The organism is Mesorhizobium sp. M1163 (assembly GCF_040318415.1).
GTDB lineage: Bacteria > Pseudomonadota > Alphaproteobacteria > Rhizobiales > Rhizobiaceae > Mesorhizobium.
In genome coordinates, this window is the sequence record NZ_JAMYMF010000020.1 from 36270 (window position 1) to 57700 (window position 21431).

18 protein-coding genes are annotated in these 21431 nt (G+C 61.7%); 3 read left to right on the plus strand and 15 right to left on the minus strand.

The annotated features are described in order from the left end of the window. Positions 1-47: 47 nt before the first annotated feature. Positions 48-1088, minus strand: coding sequence for a type VI secretion system-associated FHA domain protein TagH (gene tagH / locus NKH43_RS19405; protein ID WP_352859460.1), 1041 nt, complete (start codon positions 1086-1088; stop codon positions 48-50). Positions 1089-1393: 305 nt separating this feature from the next. Here tagH (NKH43_RS19405) and NKH43_RS19410 point away from each other — a divergent pair, with 305 nt between their 5' ends. The 3 genes from NKH43_RS19410 to NKH43_RS19420 are packed head-to-tail and all read left to right on the plus strand — an operon-like array spanning position 1394 to position 4498. After that, positions 1394-3721 (plus strand): type VI secretion system Vgr family protein, encoded by a 2328-nt coding sequence (locus tag NKH43_RS19410; RefSeq protein WP_352859461.1) that lies wholly within the window; start codon positions 1394-1396, stop codon positions 3719-3721. Between the two features lie 10 nt (positions 3722-3731). Then, positions 3732-4157, plus strand: coding sequence for a DUF6484 domain-containing protein (locus NKH43_RS19415; RefSeq protein WP_023720327.1), 426 nt, complete (start codon positions 3732-3734; stop codon positions 4155-4157). Continuing rightward, positions 4157-4498: a hypothetical protein gene (locus NKH43_RS19420; RefSeq protein ID WP_352641593.1), complete on the plus strand. Its 342-nt coding sequence runs from the start codon at positions 4157-4159 to the stop codon at positions 4496-4498. Before NKH43_RS19415 ends, NKH43_RS19420 begins: the two co-directional genes overlap by 1 nt. A gap of 21 nt (positions 4499-4519) precedes the next feature. Here the strand turns inward: NKH43_RS19420 and NKH43_RS19425 are convergent, their stop codons facing one another. Genes NKH43_RS19425 through NKH43_RS19490 form a run of 14 tightly spaced genes read right to left on the minus strand, consistent with a single transcriptional unit; the run spans position 4520 to position 21425 of the window. Further along, positions 4520-5416, minus strand: a complete 897-nt coding sequence (locus tag NKH43_RS19425; RefSeq protein ID WP_352641595.1) for a hypothetical protein — start codon at positions 5414-5416, stop codon at positions 4520-4522. Between the two features lie 18 nt (positions 5417-5434). Further along, positions 5435-6508 carry a PAAR-like domain-containing protein gene (locus NKH43_RS19430; protein WP_352641598.1) on the minus strand — a complete coding sequence of 358 codons (1074 nt, stop codon included), beginning with the start codon at positions 6506-6508 and terminating at the stop codon, positions 5435-5437. After that, positions 6505-7530, minus strand: a complete 1026-nt coding sequence (locus tag NKH43_RS19435) for a beta-ketoacyl synthase N-terminal-like domain-containing protein (protein WP_031194389.1) — start codon at positions 7528-7530, stop codon at positions 6505-6507. Before NKH43_RS19435 ends, NKH43_RS19430 begins: the two co-directional genes overlap by 4 nt. Continuing rightward, complete coding sequence (locus NKH43_RS19440; protein WP_352641600.1) at positions 7527-8636, minus strand: DUF2169 family type VI secretion system accessory protein; 1110 nt, start codon at positions 8634-8636, stop codon at positions 7527-7529. Before NKH43_RS19440 ends, NKH43_RS19435 begins: the two co-directional genes overlap by 4 nt. After that, complete coding sequence (gene tagF / locus NKH43_RS19445; protein WP_023720333.1) at positions 8636-9178, minus strand: type VI secretion system-associated protein TagF; 543 nt, start codon at positions 9176-9178, stop codon at positions 8636-8638. Before tagF ends, NKH43_RS19440 begins: the two co-directional genes overlap by 1 nt. After that, complete coding sequence (tssM, locus tag NKH43_RS19450) at positions 9160-12693, minus strand: type VI secretion system membrane subunit TssM (RefSeq protein WP_352859462.1); 3534 nt, start codon at positions 12691-12693, stop codon at positions 9160-9162. The genes tagF and tssM overlap by 19 nt, the downstream gene beginning before the upstream one ends. 1 nt (position 12694) lies before the next feature. Next, positions 12695-14017 carry a type IVB secretion system protein IcmH/DotU gene (icmH, locus tag NKH43_RS19455; protein ID WP_352859463.1) on the minus strand — a complete coding sequence of 441 codons (1323 nt, stop codon included), beginning with the start codon at positions 14015-14017 and terminating at the stop codon, positions 12695-12697. Between the two features lie 4 nt (positions 14018-14021). Then, positions 14022-15356: a type VI secretion system baseplate subunit TssK gene (gene tssK, locus NKH43_RS19460; protein WP_023720336.1), complete on the minus strand. Its 1335-nt coding sequence runs from the start codon at positions 15354-15356 to the stop codon at positions 14022-14024. A 39-nt stretch (positions 15357-15395) separates the two neighbouring features. Then, complete coding sequence (gene tssJ / locus NKH43_RS19465) at positions 15396-15851, minus strand: type VI secretion system lipoprotein TssJ (protein ID WP_023720337.1); 456 nt, start codon at positions 15849-15851, stop codon at positions 15396-15398. 3 nt (positions 15852-15854) lie between these two features. Continuing rightward, on the minus strand, positions 15855-17324 hold the full coding sequence (gene tagH / locus NKH43_RS19470; RefSeq protein WP_352859465.1) for a type VI secretion system-associated FHA domain protein TagH: 1470 nt from the start codon (positions 17322-17324) through the stop codon (positions 15855-15857). Next, on the minus strand, positions 17321-18382 hold the full coding sequence (gene tssG, locus NKH43_RS19475; protein ID WP_352859467.1) for a type VI secretion system baseplate subunit TssG: 1062 nt from the start codon (positions 18380-18382) through the stop codon (positions 17321-17323). The genes tagH (NKH43_RS19470) and tssG overlap by 4 nt, the downstream gene beginning before the upstream one ends. Beyond that, positions 18346-20220: a type VI secretion system baseplate subunit TssF gene (gene tssF / locus NKH43_RS19480; protein ID WP_352859468.1), complete on the minus strand. Its 1875-nt coding sequence runs from the start codon at positions 20218-20220 to the stop codon at positions 18346-18348. Before tssF ends, tssG begins: the two co-directional genes overlap by 37 nt. A 1-nt stretch (position 20221) precedes the next feature. Further along, positions 20222-20977, minus strand: coding sequence for a type VI secretion system baseplate subunit TssE (gene tssE / locus NKH43_RS19485; RefSeq protein ID WP_023720341.1), 756 nt, complete (start codon positions 20975-20977; stop codon positions 20222-20224). Further along, positions 20964-21425, minus strand: a complete 462-nt coding sequence (locus tag NKH43_RS19490; protein ID WP_023678576.1) for an Hcp family type VI secretion system effector — start codon at positions 21423-21425, stop codon at positions 20964-20966. The genes tssE and NKH43_RS19490 overlap by 14 nt, the downstream gene beginning before the upstream one ends. Positions 21426-21431: the final 6 nt, after the last annotated feature.

Here is a 21431-nt window from a genome sequence, read left to right on the forward strand (position 1 = left end):
ATGCGTTTTTCTTTGTCAGCTAAAGCGCCACAGTCTGTTGCGCCGGGCTATTTTTGCTCAGCTTTTGCATACGCCTCGCTAAAATAGGCCAAGAATATATCCAGCATGCCGTTTTCGTGTGCTTCCTCCATGCTCCTCCACGTCCCGACAAAAGCGTCCCATGCTTGGGCCTTCTTCGAGGAAAAAGATGTCGGCGGGAGCTTTTTGCCGATCGCTTCCGGCGAAAGGTCGTCAAGCAGTCGCGACAGCGCAGCTTGCATGGCGGCATAGGTGGCAAATTCGTGCGCCTTGAGATCGCGGAATGCGTCTTCAACGCTGTGCCTGGCATCGAGATAGCCGGCCCTACGCCGTGCGAACATGATTTCGAGGATGTCGTCGATTCCCGGCACGAACTTAAGCGGGTTGTTGTCGGCGGAGCTTATCATTGTCCGGTGCGTGCTCTTGGCCAGCGTTTTGGCGGCCGCACGTGCCTTCAGCAGCATGGCCAGTTGCTCGACCACCACCCGCAGGACCGAGCCAATTTCGGCCGCGACTTCATGCGGGTCCCGCGACTGCAGCAGTTCCGGGGAAATACCCGCTCCAATCGCGATTTCCCGCAGCACCTCGTCTCTCGTCGAAAGGACCGAGGCGGGCAGCGACGGTGCTTGTTGCTCGGGCCATGGCTGTGCCGAATTCAAGAAAGGCTCGCCTCCAGAGCCAAGCAGTCGATCGGCCGCGACGGGCATGTGTCGTTGTGTCGAACCTTCGTCGCCTTGCGGATGGGTCGGCGAGGCGCGCTCGTCAATCGATACAAAGATGACGTAGCGGCCGACCAGGAGCCTGTCGCCGTGCGCCAGCCGGTGCGGACCGGTGATGCGTTGGCTCGACCCGTTGATGAAAGTGCCATTGCGCGAGATGTCATGCAGCCAAAACGCGCCTGCCTCGTATCGAATCTGGCAATGCCGGCCGGAAATGAACTTGTCCGGGTCGGGTAAGATCCAGTCGCAATTTTCGCGACCGATTTTGAAGGTGCGATCACGCGATCTGTAGCCGGGGGATACGCCAGCGGGCAGGGCATCGACATTGCTGATCTGCAGACTGATTAACATGCACAATCGCCTGTGTGATCGCTGGCGGCCTTCTCGGCACGATACTCCATGTTTTTAACGTGGCTAATCCAATTTCGCATCACATTGGCGCAAGGCAGCGGGCGAACTCTGGATCTTGCTGATTCGCCCAGCTCTGCTGGCATGCCTCTTTGGCCCGCGCAACAACATGTGGTACGCTCAACACGGACCAGCAAAGAGAATTGTTGTGAGCTTTCAGTTCCTGAACCTGTCGTCGTTAGTATAGCAGGACAGTATAGCAGGACCTTCAAATCCACTGACTACCGGGTCCAGGAGGGGCACGACCAATGCCAAATGAACGTGCCACGGTTGTGGAGACGCCGATTGGCGCCGAGCTGTTGACCTTCACGCACCTTGTCGGGCGCGATGAGATAAGCCGTTGTTTTGGCTACACGGTTGGGTTCGTAAGTACCGACCACGACATCGATCCGCTGAAGATGCTGGGTGGGGCCGTCTCGATCGAAGGTGAATCCGATCCAAAACGTTGGTTCAGCGGCCTGGTGTCCGAGTTTAGACTTACCCGGATCGAGGACCAGCTGGCCTACTACGAAACGGTCGTCAGACCATGGCTCTGGTTTCTCGGCAATACGACCGACTGCCGCATTTTCCAGAACATGAGCGTCATCGAAATCGTCGAGGAGGTTTTCTCGAAATACAGCACGGCAAAATTCGAGAAACGCCTGCAAGGTTCCTATCCGCCGCGCGAATATTGCGTGCAATATGATGAGACCGATCTGGACTTCGTGCAGCGGCTGCTCGAGCACGAGGGCATTTTGTATTTCTTCGAGCATGGCGAGGGCAAGCACACGCTTGTGCTCGCCGATGCGATGAGCAAGCTGAAGCCGGCGCCGGGCTATGAAAAAGTGCCTTACCACTTCGAGGGGCAGGGCTCCCGGCGCGATGTCGAATACATCACCGAATGGATCCCGGGCAGCTCGGTGCGGCCGGGCGCCTATGTCCATACCGACTATGATTTCAAGAAACCGGGTGCCGACCTGATGGCCAAATCGGCCCAGCCGTTCAGTCACAAGCTGGCTGCGGGCGAGAATTACCGTCAGCCCGGCGCCCATCTGGAAGTGGGCCGCGGCGATAGCCTGGCGGCGATCCGGCGCGAGGAAATCCAGGCGGTGCACCAGCGCGTCGCCGCGGTCGGAACCCTGCGCGGCCTCTATTCCGGCTGCACGTTCAAGCTGGATGGCTTTCCGCGCGAGGACCAGAACCAGGAGTATCTGGTGGTCAGCGCTGAATACAGGCTGTTCGACCCGGGCTACAGAGCCCATGCGGATGTCGACAGCGAGAACTTCAAGGTGATCCTTGGTGTGGCACCTACGGCTTTGCCCTATCGTCCGCCGCGGGTCACGACACGACCGATCATGCGCGGGCCGCAGACGGCGACCGTGGTCGGACCTTCCGGCGAGGAAATATTCACCGACAAATATGCACGGGTGAAGGTCCAGTTTCACTGGGACCGTCTGGGCAAGAAGGACCAGAACAGCTCCTGCTTCGTGCGGGTCTCGCAGACATGGGCCGGCAGCGGCTGGGGGTTCATCCAAATACCGCGTATCGGTCAGGAGGTGATCGTCGATTTCATCGAAGGCGACCCGGATCTGCCGATCATCACCGGCCGCGTCTACAATGCCTCCCAAATGCCGCCCTACGGACTGCCGGGCAGCGCTACGCAATCGGGCTGGAAGTCGGACTCCTCGAAAGGCGGCGGTGGCTACAACGAGCTGATGTTCGAGGACAAGGCCGGCTCCGAGCTGGTCAATTTCCAGTCTCAGAAGGACCATAACCTTCTGATCAAGAATGACCGCACCAAGCTGGTGCAGCACGACCAGTCCGACCGCATCGACCACGACGCCAAGCACTCCGTCGGCCACAACCTTGATGAGGACGTCGGCAACAACAAGACGGTCAAGATCGGCGTCGACCAGACGACGAATATCGGCTCCAACGATACGGAAACGGTGGGGTCAAACCGCTCGTTGAAGGTAGGGTCCAACGAGACCATCAGCATCGGCTCAAACTCGACCGAGACCATCGGCGCCAATCACGCGCAGACCGTGGCCATAGCCCAGGCGATCACCGTGGGGGCAGCGCGCGTGGACAGCGTCGGCGCGACCGAGACTCGCACGGTAGGATCCGCGCAGACCAACACGATCGGGTCAAAACGCTCTGTCACCGTAGGTGCCGCTCAGAGCCATCAGATAGGTGCCGACGACAGCTGGAACATCGCGTCAAATCAGGACGTGACGATCGGCGGCACCCAGAAGTTTAGTATCGCCAAAGATCAGAATAGCCAGATTGGCGCGGGGAGGCGCACGGAAATTGCCAAGGACGACGGCACCAAGGTCGGTGGCGCCTTCCAGTTGGAGATAGCCAAGGCCAGCATGGTACAGATCGGCGAGGACGGCAAAATCACCGTCGCCAAGACATTCCTGATCGAAGCAGGCGACGCTATCGCCCTGAAATGCGGTTCATCGTCCATTACGATGAAGAAGGACGGCACCATCACCATAGAAGGCAAGGACATCATGATAAAGGGGTCCGGCACGATCAATGTGAAGGCGTCTAGCGACATCACCATGAAGGGCAGCAAGATAAATCAGAACTAGGGATTCCGGCATGACCGAGGTTCAAGAACGCATAGAAGGTGTGGTGATCGGCCTGTTTCTCGGCTTCAATTCTGATTCGCCATTGGTCGTGTTTCCCGGCAATCCAGGTGATGCGGCGGTTCCCGCACGCAGCCTGACTGAACTCACCTCGGCGATGATCGGGGCGGAAGTCGCATTGCTCTTCCAAGAGGGTGACCCGGCGCGGCCCTTGATCGTGGGTCGAATCGTCGAACCTGCCCGCAAATCTCCGACGCCGCAGGTCATTCGCGATGGTGAGCTGGTGACCATAGTCGGCGACGAGCGGATCGAGCTTCGCTGTGGCAAGGCAACGATTATCATGGAAAAGGATGGCCACATCACCATCCGCGGCACCTATGTGACGAGCCATGCCAGCGCCACGAACAGGGTCCGTGGCGGGTCAGTGAATCTGAACTGATGCCAAAGATCGTCTTGCGCGAGATCGTTCGCCAGCATGCCGAAATGGCAGCGTTTCTATGGACGGTCTACGACCATCATCTGCTGTATCCGGACGAGAATCCTGACATGGACGAGGAGCGGCTGGCGCGTCTTGTGGAACGGCTTGACTCGCATCTAGACGGTCTGCGTATCGCAGGAGAGGTCGGGCAGGAGATCGCTGAAACGCTCTATGCCGAGTATCCCGAAGCGGGCGAGTTGTTTGTTTTGCGCATGCTAATCAAGGGCGCACCATCGAGGATCGCGGAACTCGACCTGCCCAAGGTGAGGGCGTATCTGTCGAGCAATGGCGGCCAGAAGTAGACGAACACGACGTTCAGGCCGTCACTCCAGTCGGAATCCATTGTCATAGACAAGCGTCAGCTTCTTCCACGTTTTGCCATCGAAGCGCCAGGCAGCGTCGATGCCGGCGACATAGAGATAGTCGCCATCGCTGCGCAGGTCCGAACCGATGCCGGTATCCTCGAAGGGCTGTAGCGCGTCCCCCGCTTCCACGCTTACGCCCACCTCGTCGCCCCAATAGGCGCGGCCCTTGAAACTACGCACGGCAAAAAAGGCATGTTCGGGCGCCTGAAGCTCCGTCGCTTCCTCGTTGGCCACTCGGAGGCAGGCGCCGCCGTCTCCGGCAAGTCGGATCGTGCCATCGGGAGCGACGTCGATGCCGCGGAACTGGTCGTGGCGATGAAGTTCCACCGCTAGCCAGCCCGAATCCGCCAACCGGTGAAGGCTGCCCTGGTTGCCGCAGGCGAACCGGCCGTGCTGAGGTGAGCCGTGAACGTCGAAATATTGTGTCGGGACAATGGGTGGTATGGGACGCCACGCAGCCCCTCGGAACCTGAGAGCCACCCCTTTGCTTCCGACGGCAATGGGCCCATCCGGGTCCTTCGCCCAGATACGCCGGAGGCTGATCTCCGAGATCTTTTCGCTCGACCAGTTCGCGCCTGCAAAACGCCAAACCCGGGTGGTTGCCTCGAGAGCAAGGAGTTCGTCCGACGGCGTCGCGGAAAGAGACATCAGCCACGCATCCGACAGAAGTATTCGCTTGGCGGTAGCCGGGTTAAAATCATCGACAACGAAGACGACCGACACGGTATTCACAAAGTCGGGATCACTGACCAGGAAGAGGATTGCGGCGCGGCCGTCGCGCATCGGCGCGACCTGTATGCATTGGTATGCCGTGTCGCTATCCTGTGCAAAAATGTCCAGCAGTTCACGGTCCATTCTCATCTTTGAACCCCTTCAAGTGCCGGCGCGTCGCTTGCACCCGACCGTCGGGCGTTGCTTCATCGCCTTCTCAACCTGTCGTGCAGATACGGTTAGTTTTTTGAGCTTTTTCTTTGCTCCAGCCACTCGCTCTTCTTCCGCGTAGGCGCGCGTGCAAGTCGTGTGGCACACCTGCTTGTCCTTTACGTCTTGCTCACTCTTGTTCATGCTCTTCTTCAAATAGTTCATATTTGCGACTTCAAGGCATTCTGTCGCGAGTGCGACCTGCGCTGGCGGGATGTCTAGGTTGTCGACGGTTGCGGCAACGCAAGTGTTCACGAAGTCGCCCAGCTTTCCCTCCGGGTTGTTGGCGATCCAGTTTCTTGCCTCAGCCGATTTGTAATAGTGGGGCGTGTTGGTCGTCCTGCCTAGAACGGAACGTCCCTCAACGCCTGCCGAACGCGCTGTTGCGCCTTCGCCAGCGACCCATTTCGCCTTCATGCAGATGCATGGTGCCTCCCTGTCGTCGTATTTCTCGCAGCATTTCAGCACGAGGTCGCGCACGCCGCCCGCTGTAAAGAACTGAACCTCGACCGTGTGTTCCTTCTGCTCGCCCGGATCGCATTTCAGCTTGTTGTATGGCTTGATGCCGAGGAACGCGCATCTGGGATCGGATTCGTCGAGGATGCCGACCTTGGGCAAGGGAGGGCCACCGGCAATGGGCGACGCGTGGTCGTTCGACGAAATGTCGGAGAAACGGCTGATCGGCTCGCCATCCATGAACACGTTGCCGGACCAGGCGTGGGCGTACTCCTTGCCCGTGTTCACAGACGTAATGACGTTCTTTTTCGGCGCGCAACCCGCTTCGTTGCCGGTGCATTTGGTGTAGTAGGACTTGTTCTTCTGGGTAACCGTCTTGCCGCCGATCTTGACGGTGCTGGTGCCGTTATCGGTGTCGCTATCGGAGCCGAAGGTCGGGTAGGGCACCGGCACGCCCGGTGGTGTCGCTGGTGTCTGTGGCGGCGTGAAACAGACATAGGGGAACGCCGCTATGACCTGGTTTGCCTGTGCTTTGCAGGCAATCTCCAGCCCGTTGGCGAAGACAGTCATGCTGCGTTCCTCGAGCCGAACAGGGCGGCGCCGCAAGCTCCAGCGTCCGAAGAAGCTTCAATGAGGACTGGATTGCCGGCAGCGTAGCCTTTTCGAGCGGCGGTCCAGGCCATACCAACCATCAACGGCACAACGGCAGCTCCAATGTTGCCAAGAGATTCAGCTGGTGACCAAAGATCCTGAAATTCGTGCCGGCCACGCAGTAGGCGTAGCGTCACGAGCGCGGCCTGCTTGAACCAGTATTGCTCGCCGACGAGATCGGAGATGCGATAGCCGAGCCGGCTCATCTCGATGCCCGTTTCACGAAAGGCCGCGTCATAGGCTGATGTCATGCCGTACGCGCGCAGGGGCAGATCCTCCTTGTTGTAGATCGATGCCGCTTCGCGCGCGAGGCCAAGTCCGAAAAGCTGAAAGGCCCCGCCGTTCGAGCGTGTGCACAACACGGCCCCGGCTGCCTCTCCTGGGATAAAACCGTCGGAATTGTCGGCCGTCAGCAGGCGGCCTCCCATGAGATAGTGGGAGATCGTCGGCGCGGTCAGGTAGCTGTCCACGCCGGCGATCATCACATAGGACACCTCACCGGAAGCCAGCAGCCGCCGGGCATGGTCGAAGGCGGCGTGTCCAGACGGACGTCCATGCGCCACGATACGGGAGTGGTCGTGGGGGGCGAGTTGGATGATGTCGCCGATCCGCCGCAACAAGGCCGAATTGTCGCGCACCGGTCGGCCGGGCCGGTCTTCTTCCGGCAGGCAAAGAATGAGCGCGGTTTGGCCACGTGCCTGTGGCACTGCTTCGAAGGCCTCGGAGATCGCACCGGCAGCAAGATGAGCCATACGTTTCTCGCCAATCCAGTTGCGCGGAAGCGGCACCGGCGCGCCGGTCAAACGAGCCTCTGGCGACTGGTGAAAATGCGTCTCCTGAAAACCATTCAACCGCGCCCGCATCGCGGCACAACTTGACGGCCCGTCGAGGCCAACGGCCGTCACCATGCCTATTGAAACGATATCGAGGCTGGCACTCATGCCGCCTCCGCGCCGTCGTCTTCGTGCAACGGAGTATCGAACTTGCGGATGTAGCGTTTGCCGGTCGCTCGAGCCAACAACATGCCGGGCGTAGGCAACCCTATCCAGCATTCGGAAAAATCAAGGATCGTGCGCTGCAGCCGCTGGGACAGACGCCAGACCAGCGAGAACTTCCGGCGCTCCGGATCAAACAGGATTGTGTCGGCCAGAACCAGCGTGTCGACCACCTTAGCTCCGTCCTTGAACAGCGCCATGGGCAGTGCCGTGTTCGGCAAGCGGAAACTCATGCGCCCCTCCGGCGTCAGGTTCACCAGTTGCACCTCTTCGCCGCCGCGCGGGCGGTCTATTTGCTGGTCTGGTGGCGCCATCTGGAAGTAGCGCTCGTCGAAGTCCGGCGGCAGGAACGGAAAGATGTTCTTGGTCCAGTTGTCGTCGTAGGTGCCGCCATACTCGATGCGCCCGGGCCAGCCGCGCCCCATCGGTCCAAAGCTCATGGGCGTGTAGTCGCCGAAAGGCGAACGGATTTCCTCGCCGACTTTTTGTGTGTTGGGTAGCCGCAAACCCGGAATGAAGCGCTGGTTCTTTGTGCGTGACCAGCCGGTGCCGACCGGGTTGGTGGAATAGACCCCCGGCAATTTGTCATCGGGGTCGACCTTGTCGACGCCGCCCCAGGCATTGTCATAGCTGATCGGCAGTTTCAGGAACGGCTGCGGTGAGGTCGCGGTGAAGACCGGACCAATCGCGCGCCATTCGCGATTGCCCAGCACCTCGAAGAGTTTCGACCAGTTGCCGATCTTGATGCCGACAGGCACACGCTCGGCCGGCCGGCCGCCAGGCGCGTAGGCACAGCCATTGGCAATCACGTCGCAGCGAGGTTTGCGGAACGCAAAATCGGTTTCCCAGAGTGTGGCGGAATAACCCGGTTTGCCAGTTTGGGTGTCGGCGAAAACCAGAGGAACTTGTTCCGCCGATTTGCGCACGTCTCCGCCAGGTGTCTCCGGAAAATCGAAGGTCCCCTTCACCACGACGACGAGCCAATCGTGCCCTCCAACATCCGTTGCTGCCGTGAACTGGTGCGGGTAGCCCATCTGGTTCCAGATCTGCATCACCTGGTCTCCCAATTAGCGGCAAAGATTTGCTCCAGAGTCGCTTGCGGTGACAGTGGATCAATGTCGAAAATGTCCGAACCGGCTGTCCACATCACCATATCGCTGATGAGCTCGTCGCCCGGCTCGACAGGCGGCACCGGCAGTCCGGCCAAAGCGGCGTCCAGTTCGTCGGGCGTCAGTTCGCCGCGTTGGGCAGCGATGGCTGTTCGTTCGATCCCGGAAAACCAGGCTTCGGCGTGAGCCAGCTGAACGGGAGCCTCGGAAAGCTGCGCGACGACGCTCAACGGGAATTGCCTGCCAACTCTGTCGGCGCTCTGCACGATGACGCCTGCCGATGCGCCGAGAAAATCCGGACCGCTCAGGAACCGCAGCGCCGTGCCGCGCGGCCAGGGTTCCCAGCCGATGAGCGGGACGACATGCTGCGCAAGCCAGCGGTCCCAGGGACGAACAAAATCCCCCGGCAGCCGCCGCGTCACAAAATCGCCGGTCGCGGGCATCTTGCCGTAAAAGCCGGGCAGGATCAGATCTGCGGCGGACATGAAAATTTCTTGAACATTTGCAGGTTGTAAGGGTTTTCGACGCTGGCGGCCTTGAGTTGGAAATCGGCGTACATGCCTTTGGTGCCCAGGCGCAGGCTGTAGACGTCCGACAGCGAGGTGCCGGTGAAGCGACCGCTGCGCAACATTCTCAGCCACGCCCAGCTGCCGGTCTCGTTGAGCAAGATTTCGGGCGAGCCATCGATCGGCTGGAAGGCAAGCGAGATGACCCCTGTGCCGTCCTTGCCGGGCCATGTCATCGGCTGCGGCCTCGTTGCATTGTTATAGTAGACGAGGTTCTGGCCATCGAGGTTGAGCGTCACGCGCGCAACATTGGGCGACAGGTCCTTCGGTTCGAGCGTGAAGCTCATCAGCGGGCCTGTACCGCCGGGAAAGAGATCATCGCGGATCCGTCTTGCCTGTTCGAACGCGGCCAGTGCCGAAGGATCGAGGCCGAAATCGGCGCGCCATTTCCATGGCTGCGCCGACGTGTCGACATAGCTGATCAGGTGGTCGTTTATGAAGTTGTCGATCAGCCCTGCCGGTCCGAACAGGCGGGCGAAGTCGCGAACATTGACGTCTACGGCGCTGTCAGGGCTGAAAGGATAGCGGTTGTTGAGTGCTGCCTGGCAGAACGGCAGGATGTCGGCTCGCCAGATCGCGTTGAGCTCCGAGGTGACCGCCTTCTGCGTCAGCCCGCTGGTATCGCCGGCAATGCCGCCCAACCAATCGTCGATCGGGTCGGGCAGGATCTGCGCCTGCCTGGCAACCGCTCCAGTCAGTTCTGCGAGGCCGCCCTGCTTCTTGATGGCGTCCTGAGGATCGGGATTGGCCGTTACCGTCTGCAGCACGTTGGACAGTGCGGTGAGCGCGACAATGGCGGCGTCGAGCGCCGGCGGCTGGCCCTCGACCTCGGCGATGGCACCCTTGAGCGGCTTGAAATGCTCGGCCACCAGACTGCCGGTAAGATCCACTTCGTCGGCGGAGCCCGCACGCGGCAAAAGCTTTGCTCCGGTTTTTACGATCTTGCCAAGCTTGCCCAGCTTGCCAAGCAGTTTCGAGCCACCTGCCGCCGCCTTGTCGTTTGCCGGCGCTTCATCGGATCGCGTAAGCTCGGTCTCCTGGACCACCGCGGTGACCAGGCGCTTCAGCGCGGAGTCGGCGCTTGAAAGATCCTTGAGGTTTTCACTGGCGACGTTTAGGTCGGTCAGTGGCGCAAGCCTCATGTCGCGCAGGAAGCTGTCCCATTGCGCGATATAGTCGTCGTAATAAAGTTTCAGAATATCCTCTGACAGCGCCGACACCGAGGTTTCGGAATTCTCCGAGCAACCGCCGGCGAACACCGCCCGGTCGAGTGCTGCCTGGGCGGCGACATCCTCGACCCGGTCGAGAATGGCGTCATGGAAGCCGGCATAGGTGAACGCTCCCGAAATGCCGACCCGCAGCGTCTTGTCCGAACGCCGCGCAAAGACCTTGGCGCCGTTTGGGCCGGCGAAGTTTGCAGGGATCCATTCCTTGAGCGCAGCCACCGCCGGGTCGGCCAGCAACTGCTTGTAGGCACGCGCCGGCAAGGAAATCGTGCAGACGGTTTTCAGTGCCTCTGCAACCAGTGCCTGGTCCGGGGTGATATAACTGGCGTCAACCGCCATGCGACGGATCGCGGCAAGCTGGTGCTCTTCCGCGTCAGCTGTCGGGAAGGGGGCCGCTGCCGCGAATTCGGGCAGACTATTTACCCACCAGTTCTGGGCGAAATCCGGATCCATCTGGGAGAGGCCGGTCATCATGCGATAGGTCTTCAGCGCGCCAAGCATGAAGTCCGGATCGCGGATCTGCCGCCACATCGTCGCCTCGAGCAGCGCCACCATGTGCGGCTCGAGAACGTTACGCAAAGCATGGTCGTAAGTGTCGGTCTGTGCCCGCACCAGTTCCGCCGAGGCTGATGGCCCCAGCAAATCCTGTGCTGCGCCAGGAGGCGGGGTGCGGGCATTTGCGACCTCTTCCATTGCACCGAGGGCGATATCGATCGCAGGCTGTTCTACCGATGCCGGGTTTGCCGCGGCCGAGGTCAATGGCGTTTGCAGCGCCTCGAACTGGCTTGCCTGGGCCGTGATCGCGTTGCGGTTGTCGTAATAGGACCAGGTGAACAGCCCGCTGACCAGCAGGGCGGCTGCGGCACATGCGGCAGCCGCGCCACGCCAGACCCAGGCGCGGCGGCGTTGCGCCAGCGGATCGAAGGTGCCGAGGCCGGCTTCCTTGAAGATGACTTCGGTAAGCAGATTCTTTAGGAAGAAGCTGCGTTTTTCGACACGCAGCGCGGCCAACGCCCGGCGCGGCGGAAGGCCGAAGGAGGCAGATAGCGCTGCGGTCAACCGGTCGATCGGCGCCCCTTCCTGGGTCGCCGATGTCAGATAAAGGCCACGCAGCCAGGGGGCCTCCTCATACCGGCTTTCCCCGAACATCGCCTCGACCAGTACCTGGATCGGCTCGGACAGGCTGGCGAGTTGGGCGGGAAACCTGAAGATTTCGGCGCGGGCGGCAAGCTTGTCCTCATCCTCCAGCCGGGGCACCAGCCGCCGCTCGAGCTCGGTTGCTAACGTCGCGATTTCCCGCTCGATGGTCCTTGCATCGACATGCGCGTCGAGTGCAAACGTGGTCCCCCAGACCTGCTCGCGCGCAGCCGTCGACAAACCGCCGAAGAAAGCCTCAAATCCCTTGATCAGGTCGGCTTTGGTCAGCATCAGATAGACCGGAAGGCGGATCTCGAGGCGATCGTTGAGCTCGGCCAGCCGACGGCGGATCTTGCGGCCATGCGCCTTGATGGCGTCGTCGCCCTCCGAAAGCACATCGATCGAAAGCGCGACGATCACACCGTTGAGCGCGCGACGGCCCCGGTGCTTCTTCAAAAGGTCGAGGAAGCCCAGCCACTCCACCGCGTCGACGTCGGGTTGGCTCTCCTGTTGGACATAGCGGCCTGCAGTGTCGATCAGAACCGCGCTCTCCGAAAAGAACCAGTCGCAATTGCGCGTGCCGCCGACCCCTTGCAGGTCGTCGGTCAGGTCGATCGGAAAGTTCAACCCCGACTGCCGCAAGGCTGTGGTCTTGCCGGTGGCCGGCGGCCCGACGATAACGTACCACGGCATCTCGCGCAGGAACTTGCGACCGCCCAGTTTGCGGCGCTTCAACTCGGCCATGACCTCGGCGAACTTGGCACCGACGGCAGCGACATTCTCTTCGCCGGGGCTGAGTGGCTTCTCCACCGCCGGCGCGGCGATTTCGGCGACGAACATCCGGTTGGCACGGATCGCCCGACGCTGGGCAACGATCAACCAGACCAGCCAGAAGATGACCAGCAGCGCGATGATGACGATGCGCACATTGTCCGAGGCGAAAGGGTCGTAGGGTCCGACCCTGACGATCGGCCCGAATACCCAGATCACCAACGAAAGCAGCGTGATGCCAATCAGTGTCCACAGCCAGCGCGATGTCAGGACCGCCCAGAGGAAGCGCAGGATGAACATCTCACAGCCTCTTTTCGACCAGCACCTCAACGCGCCGGTTCAGGGCCCGGCCCTCGCGCGTGCCGTCGTCGGCCACTGGATCCGTGGCTGCCCGGCCCTCGGAATGGACGCGTTCCTGCGGCACTCCGTTTTGTACCAGCATGTCGGCAATGGTCTGGGCGCGAGCCTCAGACAGTCGCTGGTTGGTCGACAGCGGATTGGTTCTTTGCAGAGGAACCCCGTCCGTATGTCCGACCACAGTGATGTTGCCGATCAGGTCACGATTGGCGAGGATCACCTTGGCGATCGAGCCGATCAGCGGCTCGAATCCTTCCGTCAGTGTTGGCCGCGACGACTGGAACAGTTCGGGGTTGGATGCCTGGATGACCAGCTTGGCCAGCGAAACGCTCTCCGTGCCGCTCAGAGCCGATCTGAGATTGCCCGGCGCCTCGGCCTCAAATTCGGGCAGCAGTGCAAAATCCACAGTCTCCGGCGGCGGGGCATCGACTGTTGGCGATATGCGCCTGATGTCGCCACGGGTCGGCGGCGGCAGGGCTCGGACCAGTGCTGAAAGCTCCACCGCCTGGCTGCTTAGGCCCATCGAGAGCCCGACATAGGTCGCGGTAGCGATGACCGCCACGGCCAGGGCCATTACCCAGATCGGAACGATGAAGCGCTGCGGCTCGTCGGATGCGATGACGCCCTTCCAGTTTGGTGACAGCGGGGCATTCTCGGCGTCGGAATCGCGCAGGAAACGTGCCGCGGCCACACGAACGGCATTGAGCGAGCGATCGCCCGACCGGCCGGGCACGCGATACTTGCCGCGAAAACCGAGTGCCAGGCAGTCATACTGGAGTTCGAGCAATTCGCAATCTCGGTTCGGATGACGTTCCAGTTCGTCGAGCCGTGTAAAGAACTGCGTGCCGGCGTCGACATCGCCCCGCAACATGACCACAAGCGGCTGACGCGGCCACGCGCTGGCCCCGCCCCAGGGCGTGTTCAGTGCCAGATCGTCGAGCAAAGCCGCCACAACCCAGGCTGCCTGATCGGCCCGTTCCATCGACGACCCCCCCGCCATTGCCGTGTCGCGTGCCCGAACCAGTTCTTCGAGCAGCCGGGTGCGTAACACTTCCGGATTCTCCGGTGGCAGCGCGCTCTCAAGCTCCGGCGCAAACTCGAGCAGGGGCGCGAAGGCGTTGACAAGGCCGTTCGGGTGGGTGCGCGAGCGTTTTACCGGCCCGCCCGGCAAGGATGCCGCCATCGGCCGCGGCATCGGCGTGCCGGTCAGCCTGATGCGAGTGCGTTCGCGATCCTCCGACAGTCCGAAAGGATCATCCCGGCTCATGGTTTCACCTGTTCACCGAATAGCAGTCCACCTGCGGTTCGCTCGGCAGTACACCCGAAACGCCAATGACGAAGCCTGGGGCACCGAGCAGCGATGCCCAGTGCTCGCTTTTCTGGTCGAGCTCAAGGCACAGCCGATCGCCGTCGTAAGGAATCTCGCGCGGTTGCGAATGAAGCGGTTTCAGCGGGATGCCGGGCAGGCGGGACTTCCACAGGCCCTCGAACTCATCCGCCGAGCCCACGGTCGCCTGGTTGACGAATATCTTGCGTAGCGCGTCCTCCGACAGTTCCGAACCGACCCTGATGACGATCCGGCTGGCTACCAGCAGCTTCGGATTGTCGATGCGGATTTTCCAAACATTGGTCGAATGGCGCATGACGGGCAGCGCGCGCGATTTCGGCTCGATGTAACGCAGGCTCAGGATCAGTGAGCGCAATGCATCCGCCAGCGCCGAAAACGGTGGGCCGGGCGCCATGTGATCGTAAGCCGGCAACTCGCCCAGTCGCCGCGCGCTCGAGCCGTAGGTCGCCATCGAACCGGCAAGCCCGGCCAGTTCCAGATAGAGTTCGGCCGGATGGAAAACATCCTGCGCCAGCATATGGGCCAGGCGCGGACGCGCCGCGTTGGCGAGGTTGAGCATCAACAGGTCTTCGACGCTGCGCCCTGGCCCGCCCATGACCATCTTGCCATGCGCCTCGGCGATCTGGTCAAGGCCTGTGACGACTTCCAGAAGCAATTGCCGGTACCAGGCCACTGCACCAGTAACCAGGGCCGGTGGCAGGAATGTCTCGTCCAGCGAAACGCCGCCATCGGCGCGAACCCCCTTGATGTCGGCTATCGGCAGGGCGGTATAGCCGCCGACCGATTTGCCGGGTGCAAGCAACAGCGATTGCGGTCGGGCGATTTCGATTTCTTCGGGGTCTGAACCGCCCTGGACGGCATCGCGCACCGAAACGATCCGTCCATGATAGCGCGCGCCGCTGGGTGGCGCATGCGCGGGATCGAAGCCAACGCCGCCGGCCGGCTCGAGCGGCAGGGCGACCAGCACTGGGCCGGCGCCTGTATCCGGGGTGACCGGCAGCGGACGCGGCGCGTCCATCAGATCCGGAATGGAGAAGGGGGTTCCGTCAGGGAAAATGCCTCGTGCAGACAGGATCGAGATCTGGCCGGCATCGAGCAATGCCTTATCCAGGGTCAATTGCTGAAAGCCGAACGTGTGCAGCTGGCCGGCCTGCAACGCGCCGCGCACAGTCGCCTCGAAGAAACGGTCCTGCTGCTGGAAATGCTGGGTCCGCAGAAAAAGGCCCTCGGACCACAGCACCCTGTTTGCATCGCTCATCCGGCTACTCTCTGCATCGAGCTCCCCTTGCCTTGGCCGTCAGGCGGAAATGCCGCCGCTGCCGAGTGTGACATTGATCGTAAAGTTTGATCCGGGCGAAACCGATTTGGTCGTCCGCCAGTTTCGCCCGCCAGGCTCACGGATAAGTGCAACGAAGCCCAGGGCCGTCGCATCCGGTTCAACCGTAATGGTCTTGGTCGCGGTTTTTCCAGGCGCGACGGCAATCTGGTCGGATCCGATGAGATCACCTGCCAGTGCCGAGCCGGCATCCCCCTGCAAGGCAAAGTAGTCGGCGGAATTGAACTTACCGGTGCTGCGCAGCCGCATGACCAGCACCGTCACTGGCCGGTCGCCGCCGCCTGGTCCAGGGTTCATACCGGCCGCCCCTGTCAGCTTGACCGTGATGACCGACGGTTTTGGCGGCCCGGCGCTTTGACAGGCCGTAAGCAGCCCGGTCGCACCCAAGGCAACGATAAATTCGCGTCGATCGATCATGTGTTACTCCTCCTCATATGCATCCCGAAAATCGGCGCCGATTTCGCCGAGAAAGCTCTTTTCCGCGCTCTCTGCGATTTCACGATGGCGTTTCTGATAAAGCTCCCACAGCTTGGCGCCGCGCCCGCCCGACAACAGCGTGCCGATCGCGGAACTCGATTTCAGCTCTTCTTCGATGGCTGCCGGCTCAAAACGGTCGACCATCCGCCGCAAGGCGGCCTGCACGCCGCGCCAGGCGCGTACGTGATGTTGTGCGAGGTCGCGAACCGCATCCGCGATAGCCGCTTCGCCGGCCAGAAATCCGGGGCTGCGTTCGGCGATAAGCGTCACGATAGCGTCGTCGACCGTCGGCAGAAACTTGAGTGGATTGACCTCGGAGGCTCCGACCATTGTCTGCGCAACGCGAGCATTTCCCTTTTCTTCGGCACGCTTGCGTAGCAGCTGCATCAATCCTTCCATCATAAGCCGATATTCGCGGCCGAACTTCTCCATCTCGGCGACGGCATCGCGTCCGGGAAAATCGGCTTCCGCGATGCCCATGCCGCGCAGGAATGCGGTGCGAAGCGCCATTTCGGCGTGCTGCCTCGCAGGCGGCTGGCGGGCGGGGCTGCCGGCTGGGCCTGCTCGCATTGGGGGAGGGGCATCTGCCGCTCGCACGGGCACGTCCCAGGGATTGGCCGCTTGCAGTGGTTGGGCGTCGCGCTCGCGCTGACCGGTCGAGCCCGCATCGCGTCCCGGGCTGGGGGCCGCGGCTGGCCCAAAACCGAAGTCGTCATTGAATTCCGGCAGCTTTGCCGTCGGGGGCTCCGTTGAGCCGTTGGGGAACGATCCCGAGTCGAGGCCGGATGGGTCTGTCTGGTTGGGCGCGCGGGCTGGTCCTGCGGTGCCTTTGGATACGGGTGTTGCGATCGGATCGAGGCTGAACGGGTCATCGAAAGCAGGCGAGCTGCGCTGTCTGGAATTGGCCCGTTCGAACGCACCCGGGATCGGCTGCTCGAACGGGTTCGGCAGCCCGGCTGGACGTGGCCGCTGCGGCTCTTCTTCCACGGTGGCTGAAAAGAAATCGTCACGGCCGATGCTGACCGGCGCCCGAGACGCCGGCGGGGAGCGCTCCGGAACTGGCCCTGCGGCTGCTGCTGCTGTGGCTTGGGCACTCGGCGTCTGCAGATCGACATATACGACGTAATCGCCCAGTCTCAGCCGCATGCCATTGCGAAGACGCGTCGACTTGCCGGCACCGAGCGGGCTGTCCGAGTCGTCTATGAACAATCCGCTGCTTGACGTATCAGTGACGAAATATCCGTCGCGCCCACCAGTGATCCTGCAATGGGCGCGCGAAACGAACATGTCGGGATCGTCGATCTGCCAGCCGGCGTCCGCGCTGCGGCCGATCACCAGTTCCCCCTCGTCAAGCCGGGTCTGCCGTACCGCCTGGGTGCGTGGCCCTTGCTCCAGCGTCAGCAGCAGACTCATGCCGCGACCTCCGCCCCTTCCTGCCGCCAGCCGACTAATGTCCGCAGCCGCATGTCGTCAGCATCGCCCCTTTCAGCGGGCCGCGCAAGCCACGCGGTCCGGGCGAGTTGGACGGTTCCAATACGCGGCGGCGGAACGGCATCGCGCGCCAGCACGATGCGCACATCGACGTCGAGCGATTCGCCGACCATGTCGCTAACGGCCTGCTTGAACAATTTGAGGCGCTGACCGCCCGGCAGGAACGCCTTGAACTCCTCGTAGCCCAGTGGGCCGACACGGAGCTCGATCCTGCTTTGACGGTTGAAGACACGCGGACCGATCGTTGCTCCCCGGCCGAGCGCTACGTAGGCTTTGCCTAGGCGTGTCTGGAGCGCGGCTGGTATGGTCATCCAGGCAGCGATGAACTCCCTGATCTGGACCGGCACCTTGAACGCCTCCGCCAGGAACAGCGTCAGCCGCTCGGGGCCGTCGACCTGATTGGCAAGCGAAGCTGCCTGGCGCAGCTTCACGGCGTCCAGTTCGGGATTGTGGGTGCCGGGAAGCCCTATCCCCGCCATGGCTTCGAGCATGGCGCGAACGCGCCCGCCTGCCGCGCGCTCGACCTGAACCGCCGGATGCGCATCCGCCCAAGCCCTGTAATACAGCGCGATCATCCGGTTCTGAAGAATGTTGACGAAGTCCATGAAGGTTGTGTCGCTGGTCTGCTGCGCATCGGCGCCTGTGAACCAGCGTTGCGACAGGCGATCTAGCACCCAGCGCGTCAAATGCAGGGGCATCGGACCTTCAGGTCCCATCAGACCAATGTTTGCGACCGTAACCCGGGCGGGCGCTTTGTCAGTCGCTTCGCGGAATTCTGCCAAGTCCTTGGCGGAAAAGCTGAGACGGACATGCTGCCCGAGCCGCGAGGGTTCGCGCTCCGGCGGGCCGGAATAGCCGAACAGCCCGCCTCTCCGTTCGAGTCGCCGCAACAGCTCGAAGAAGTCGAACGCATCCGACAGCTCTTCGGACCGGCCAGGCTTGTCTAGATCAGGTAGCGATTGCCGGGCGTCATCGGCCATGGCACATCCTCCTGCTTCTGCAGCAGCCATGTGCGGGTTCGCACAAAGCCGTTTATCCCGGCATGACGGGCAAAGAGCCGTGCCAGCAGGGCCGAAAGCAGCAAGGTGCTTTGCCCCGCCAGGACCGATTGATCGACATGCAATGTCACCTCCGTGCCTCGTCCGAAGCACATCGGCCCATCGATCTGCAGCCGCTCGATGACCGACCGGGAGTCGATGCGTACAATCGAGTGCACATTGCGGGCGAGGCTCGGGTCTCCCCTGTCGGCGTAAAGCTCAAGCAGCGCATGCAGCGGCTCGACGCCGCGACCTTCCTTTGCAAGGCTTAGAAAGTTGAGCGCTAGCTGCGCTACAAGCCGCCAGGCGAGATTGTCGGCTCGCGATTCACCCGCCGCGCCCGCCGGCAGCGCTGCGGGGATGGCTGGGCGAGGCGGGCGCAATGCGCCGAGAAGCCGGATCGTTTCGACCGGATCGCCGGCTTCCAGCGTCAAGGTAGGGTTGTCGTCAAGAATCGGCAGATCGCGGTTGGTGCAGAGCGCCACGATGTCGACGCGCTTCAGCGGCCGGTTCGGTGGACTTTCCGCTGGGCGTGAAATCGCCAGGAAAACGTCATCGCCCGTGTATGAAGTGCGGGTGAGGCCATCGCGCCGTTCCTCCTCCGTCGGGCGGCGTGGGCGCCGTTCGGTGGAATAAACCCAGCCGCTGCCGCGGTTCTGTCCCAAGCTGAAGAGCTCCGGGATTGTGGCGTCGCTGCCCTCGCTGTCGGCGTCCTCGACGCGGATAACCCGATAGATTTCGAAGTCCCGCGCTCGCGTGCGGTCGGCATGCAGCACCTGCCGCGTTTTGCGCGGATCGAGCTCGACGACGTTGCACTCGCGTTCGAACAGATTGATGATCGGGGTTGCGAAAAGTTCAAAATCGGCCGCCATCAGATCGGCAAGTTCAGGCGCCGGACGCCTGAAGATGAAGATGATCTCGAGCTCGGCTGTGCATCTGCGCACGATGGGCTGCAACCCCGAAACCCGAGCATAGTGAAAGCGCTCCGGTATCATGAAATGTTCGCGCAGAAGACGATATCCTTCGAAGGTCGGACGTGTACGAGGCATCAGAGCCTCGTCGTCGCTGATGCCGACCATTTCGGGTGCCGGCAACGCCGATATTGGGTTGGTCTTGCCTCCCGGTCGTGCACCAACGGCTGAGCAGGCGCCGAAAATCGCATCGAAAAGCAGCGGTGCCTTGGTGCGCGCGGCAAAGTAGAGATCAAGCCGGTCGAGCGACAGTTCGTCGAGCTTGCCTTTTCCAGTACGGGCCAGCGTGATGCGAAGCGCCGCCTCGCCATCGACACCGCCGATCCGCGTGATGCCGGCTGCCGCCAAGGCGCTGCGATCCTGAAAATACCCGACCGAGGTGATGGCTATCGGCCACAGCGTTATGTCCTGGGCAGTCGTGAACGTGCAACGCGTCGACAGGCCAGGCTGGAGGCTGGAGACCAGCCGCGTATTGCGCTTGACGACATGGCCCGCAATCATCGTCTGGACTTGCTGGCCGGGTTTGAGCACCACCATGGCCGTTGCCGGCGCCGGCGTGACAAGATCGGGATAGAGAACATCAAGGACGGCGCGCGAGAAACGCGAGCGTTCCGCATCAACCTTGAGCCGGGTCCGCGCGGCCAAGAAGGCAACACCGTCAAGCAGCCGCTCGACATAGGGGTCCGGACAGGGGACCGTATCTAGTGAAAGGTTGCGCGCCACCGCCGGATGCAGGTCGGCAAATTCTGCCGCGAGCGCACGGATATGGGTCAGTTCCTCCTCGTAATATTCTACGAAGACCCGATCCATCTCAGGCTTCCCTAAATTCGGTCCGAGCCAAGCCGTTATCGAGGTTGATCGTGGTGCGCAGGCGCATGCGTTCGGGCGTCGGCGTCATGATCAACACCGCATCTATCTCGATCTTCAGGCCCACGGTTTTGTCGCCAAGGGTTACCGTAACCTTTGTTGCACTGTCCTTGAGACGCGGCTCGAAGGTGGCAAGCACCGAGCGGATCTCGCGCGCCAGGGCCTCGCGATCAAAGTCGCGGGAGGAACGGCCCGAGAAGGAAGGCACGCCGTAATTGACGACGCTGCGACGCACCTCCGGAAAATCGGCGAGCGACGGCGGGTTGTCCGCGGCCTGTTCGCTTTCAAGGTCGGAAAGAAGCGGAACGGCCTCGAAGCGCTCGGTGTTAAACAAAGCCTCGACATCGCGCCGAACGGCTTCCTTGAGCACACGAGCCGACACAACCACGCCGCGGCTTTCGATTTCAGCGCGGTGCTGGCTCTGAAAGGCCAAGCGATGCAGACGCCGCTTCTGGTCGGCCGTCAACTCCGCGTCGGCGTCGATGAGCCGCGCACTGGCAGCAACCAGATTGTCCAGCCGCTCCGCGCCAAGCTCGTCCTGCAGTGCCTGGCGCAGTCCGTCTATCTCGGAGGTCACGCCCGGCAGATCGTTTATGAGGCGGTCCCACAGAGAGGGCTGGACCGCTTCGCGCTTTGCTCGCGAACTGCCGCTACCCAGCGACTTGTCCGCGCCGGGCCGCCGGGCCTCACTTGCCGACATAGACATCCATTTCGATTTCGTCGTTGTCGTCGTAGACGAACTTTATCTTCTTGTATGCGAAGCTGACCTCTTCCTCGATCAGGTCTTCCTCATCCTCGGCCTGCGACATGTCGTATTCCATGATCGAGGCGTCGGTGAGTGTGACGACCAGGTAATCCTTGGTCTCACCATCAATGGTCCGCCGTGCCGAAAACACGACTTCGTCCAGCGCCTTGTTCTCGAACAGCGCCTTTTTCAGGTAGGGCGAAGACTTGTCATAGTGCTTGGTGAACTTGATCATACCCAAGGACACACGACCTCGGCGCGAGAGCGAATTTGGATCATAGGGTGCGATCATCTTGTAATCGACGCCATGGATTTCGATTTCGTCTTCATGACCATCTCGAGTGCTTGGACCCTTGATATCCGGAACCTTTAGAAAGCCATCAATCTTCGTATTTGTGGGCATTGTCTT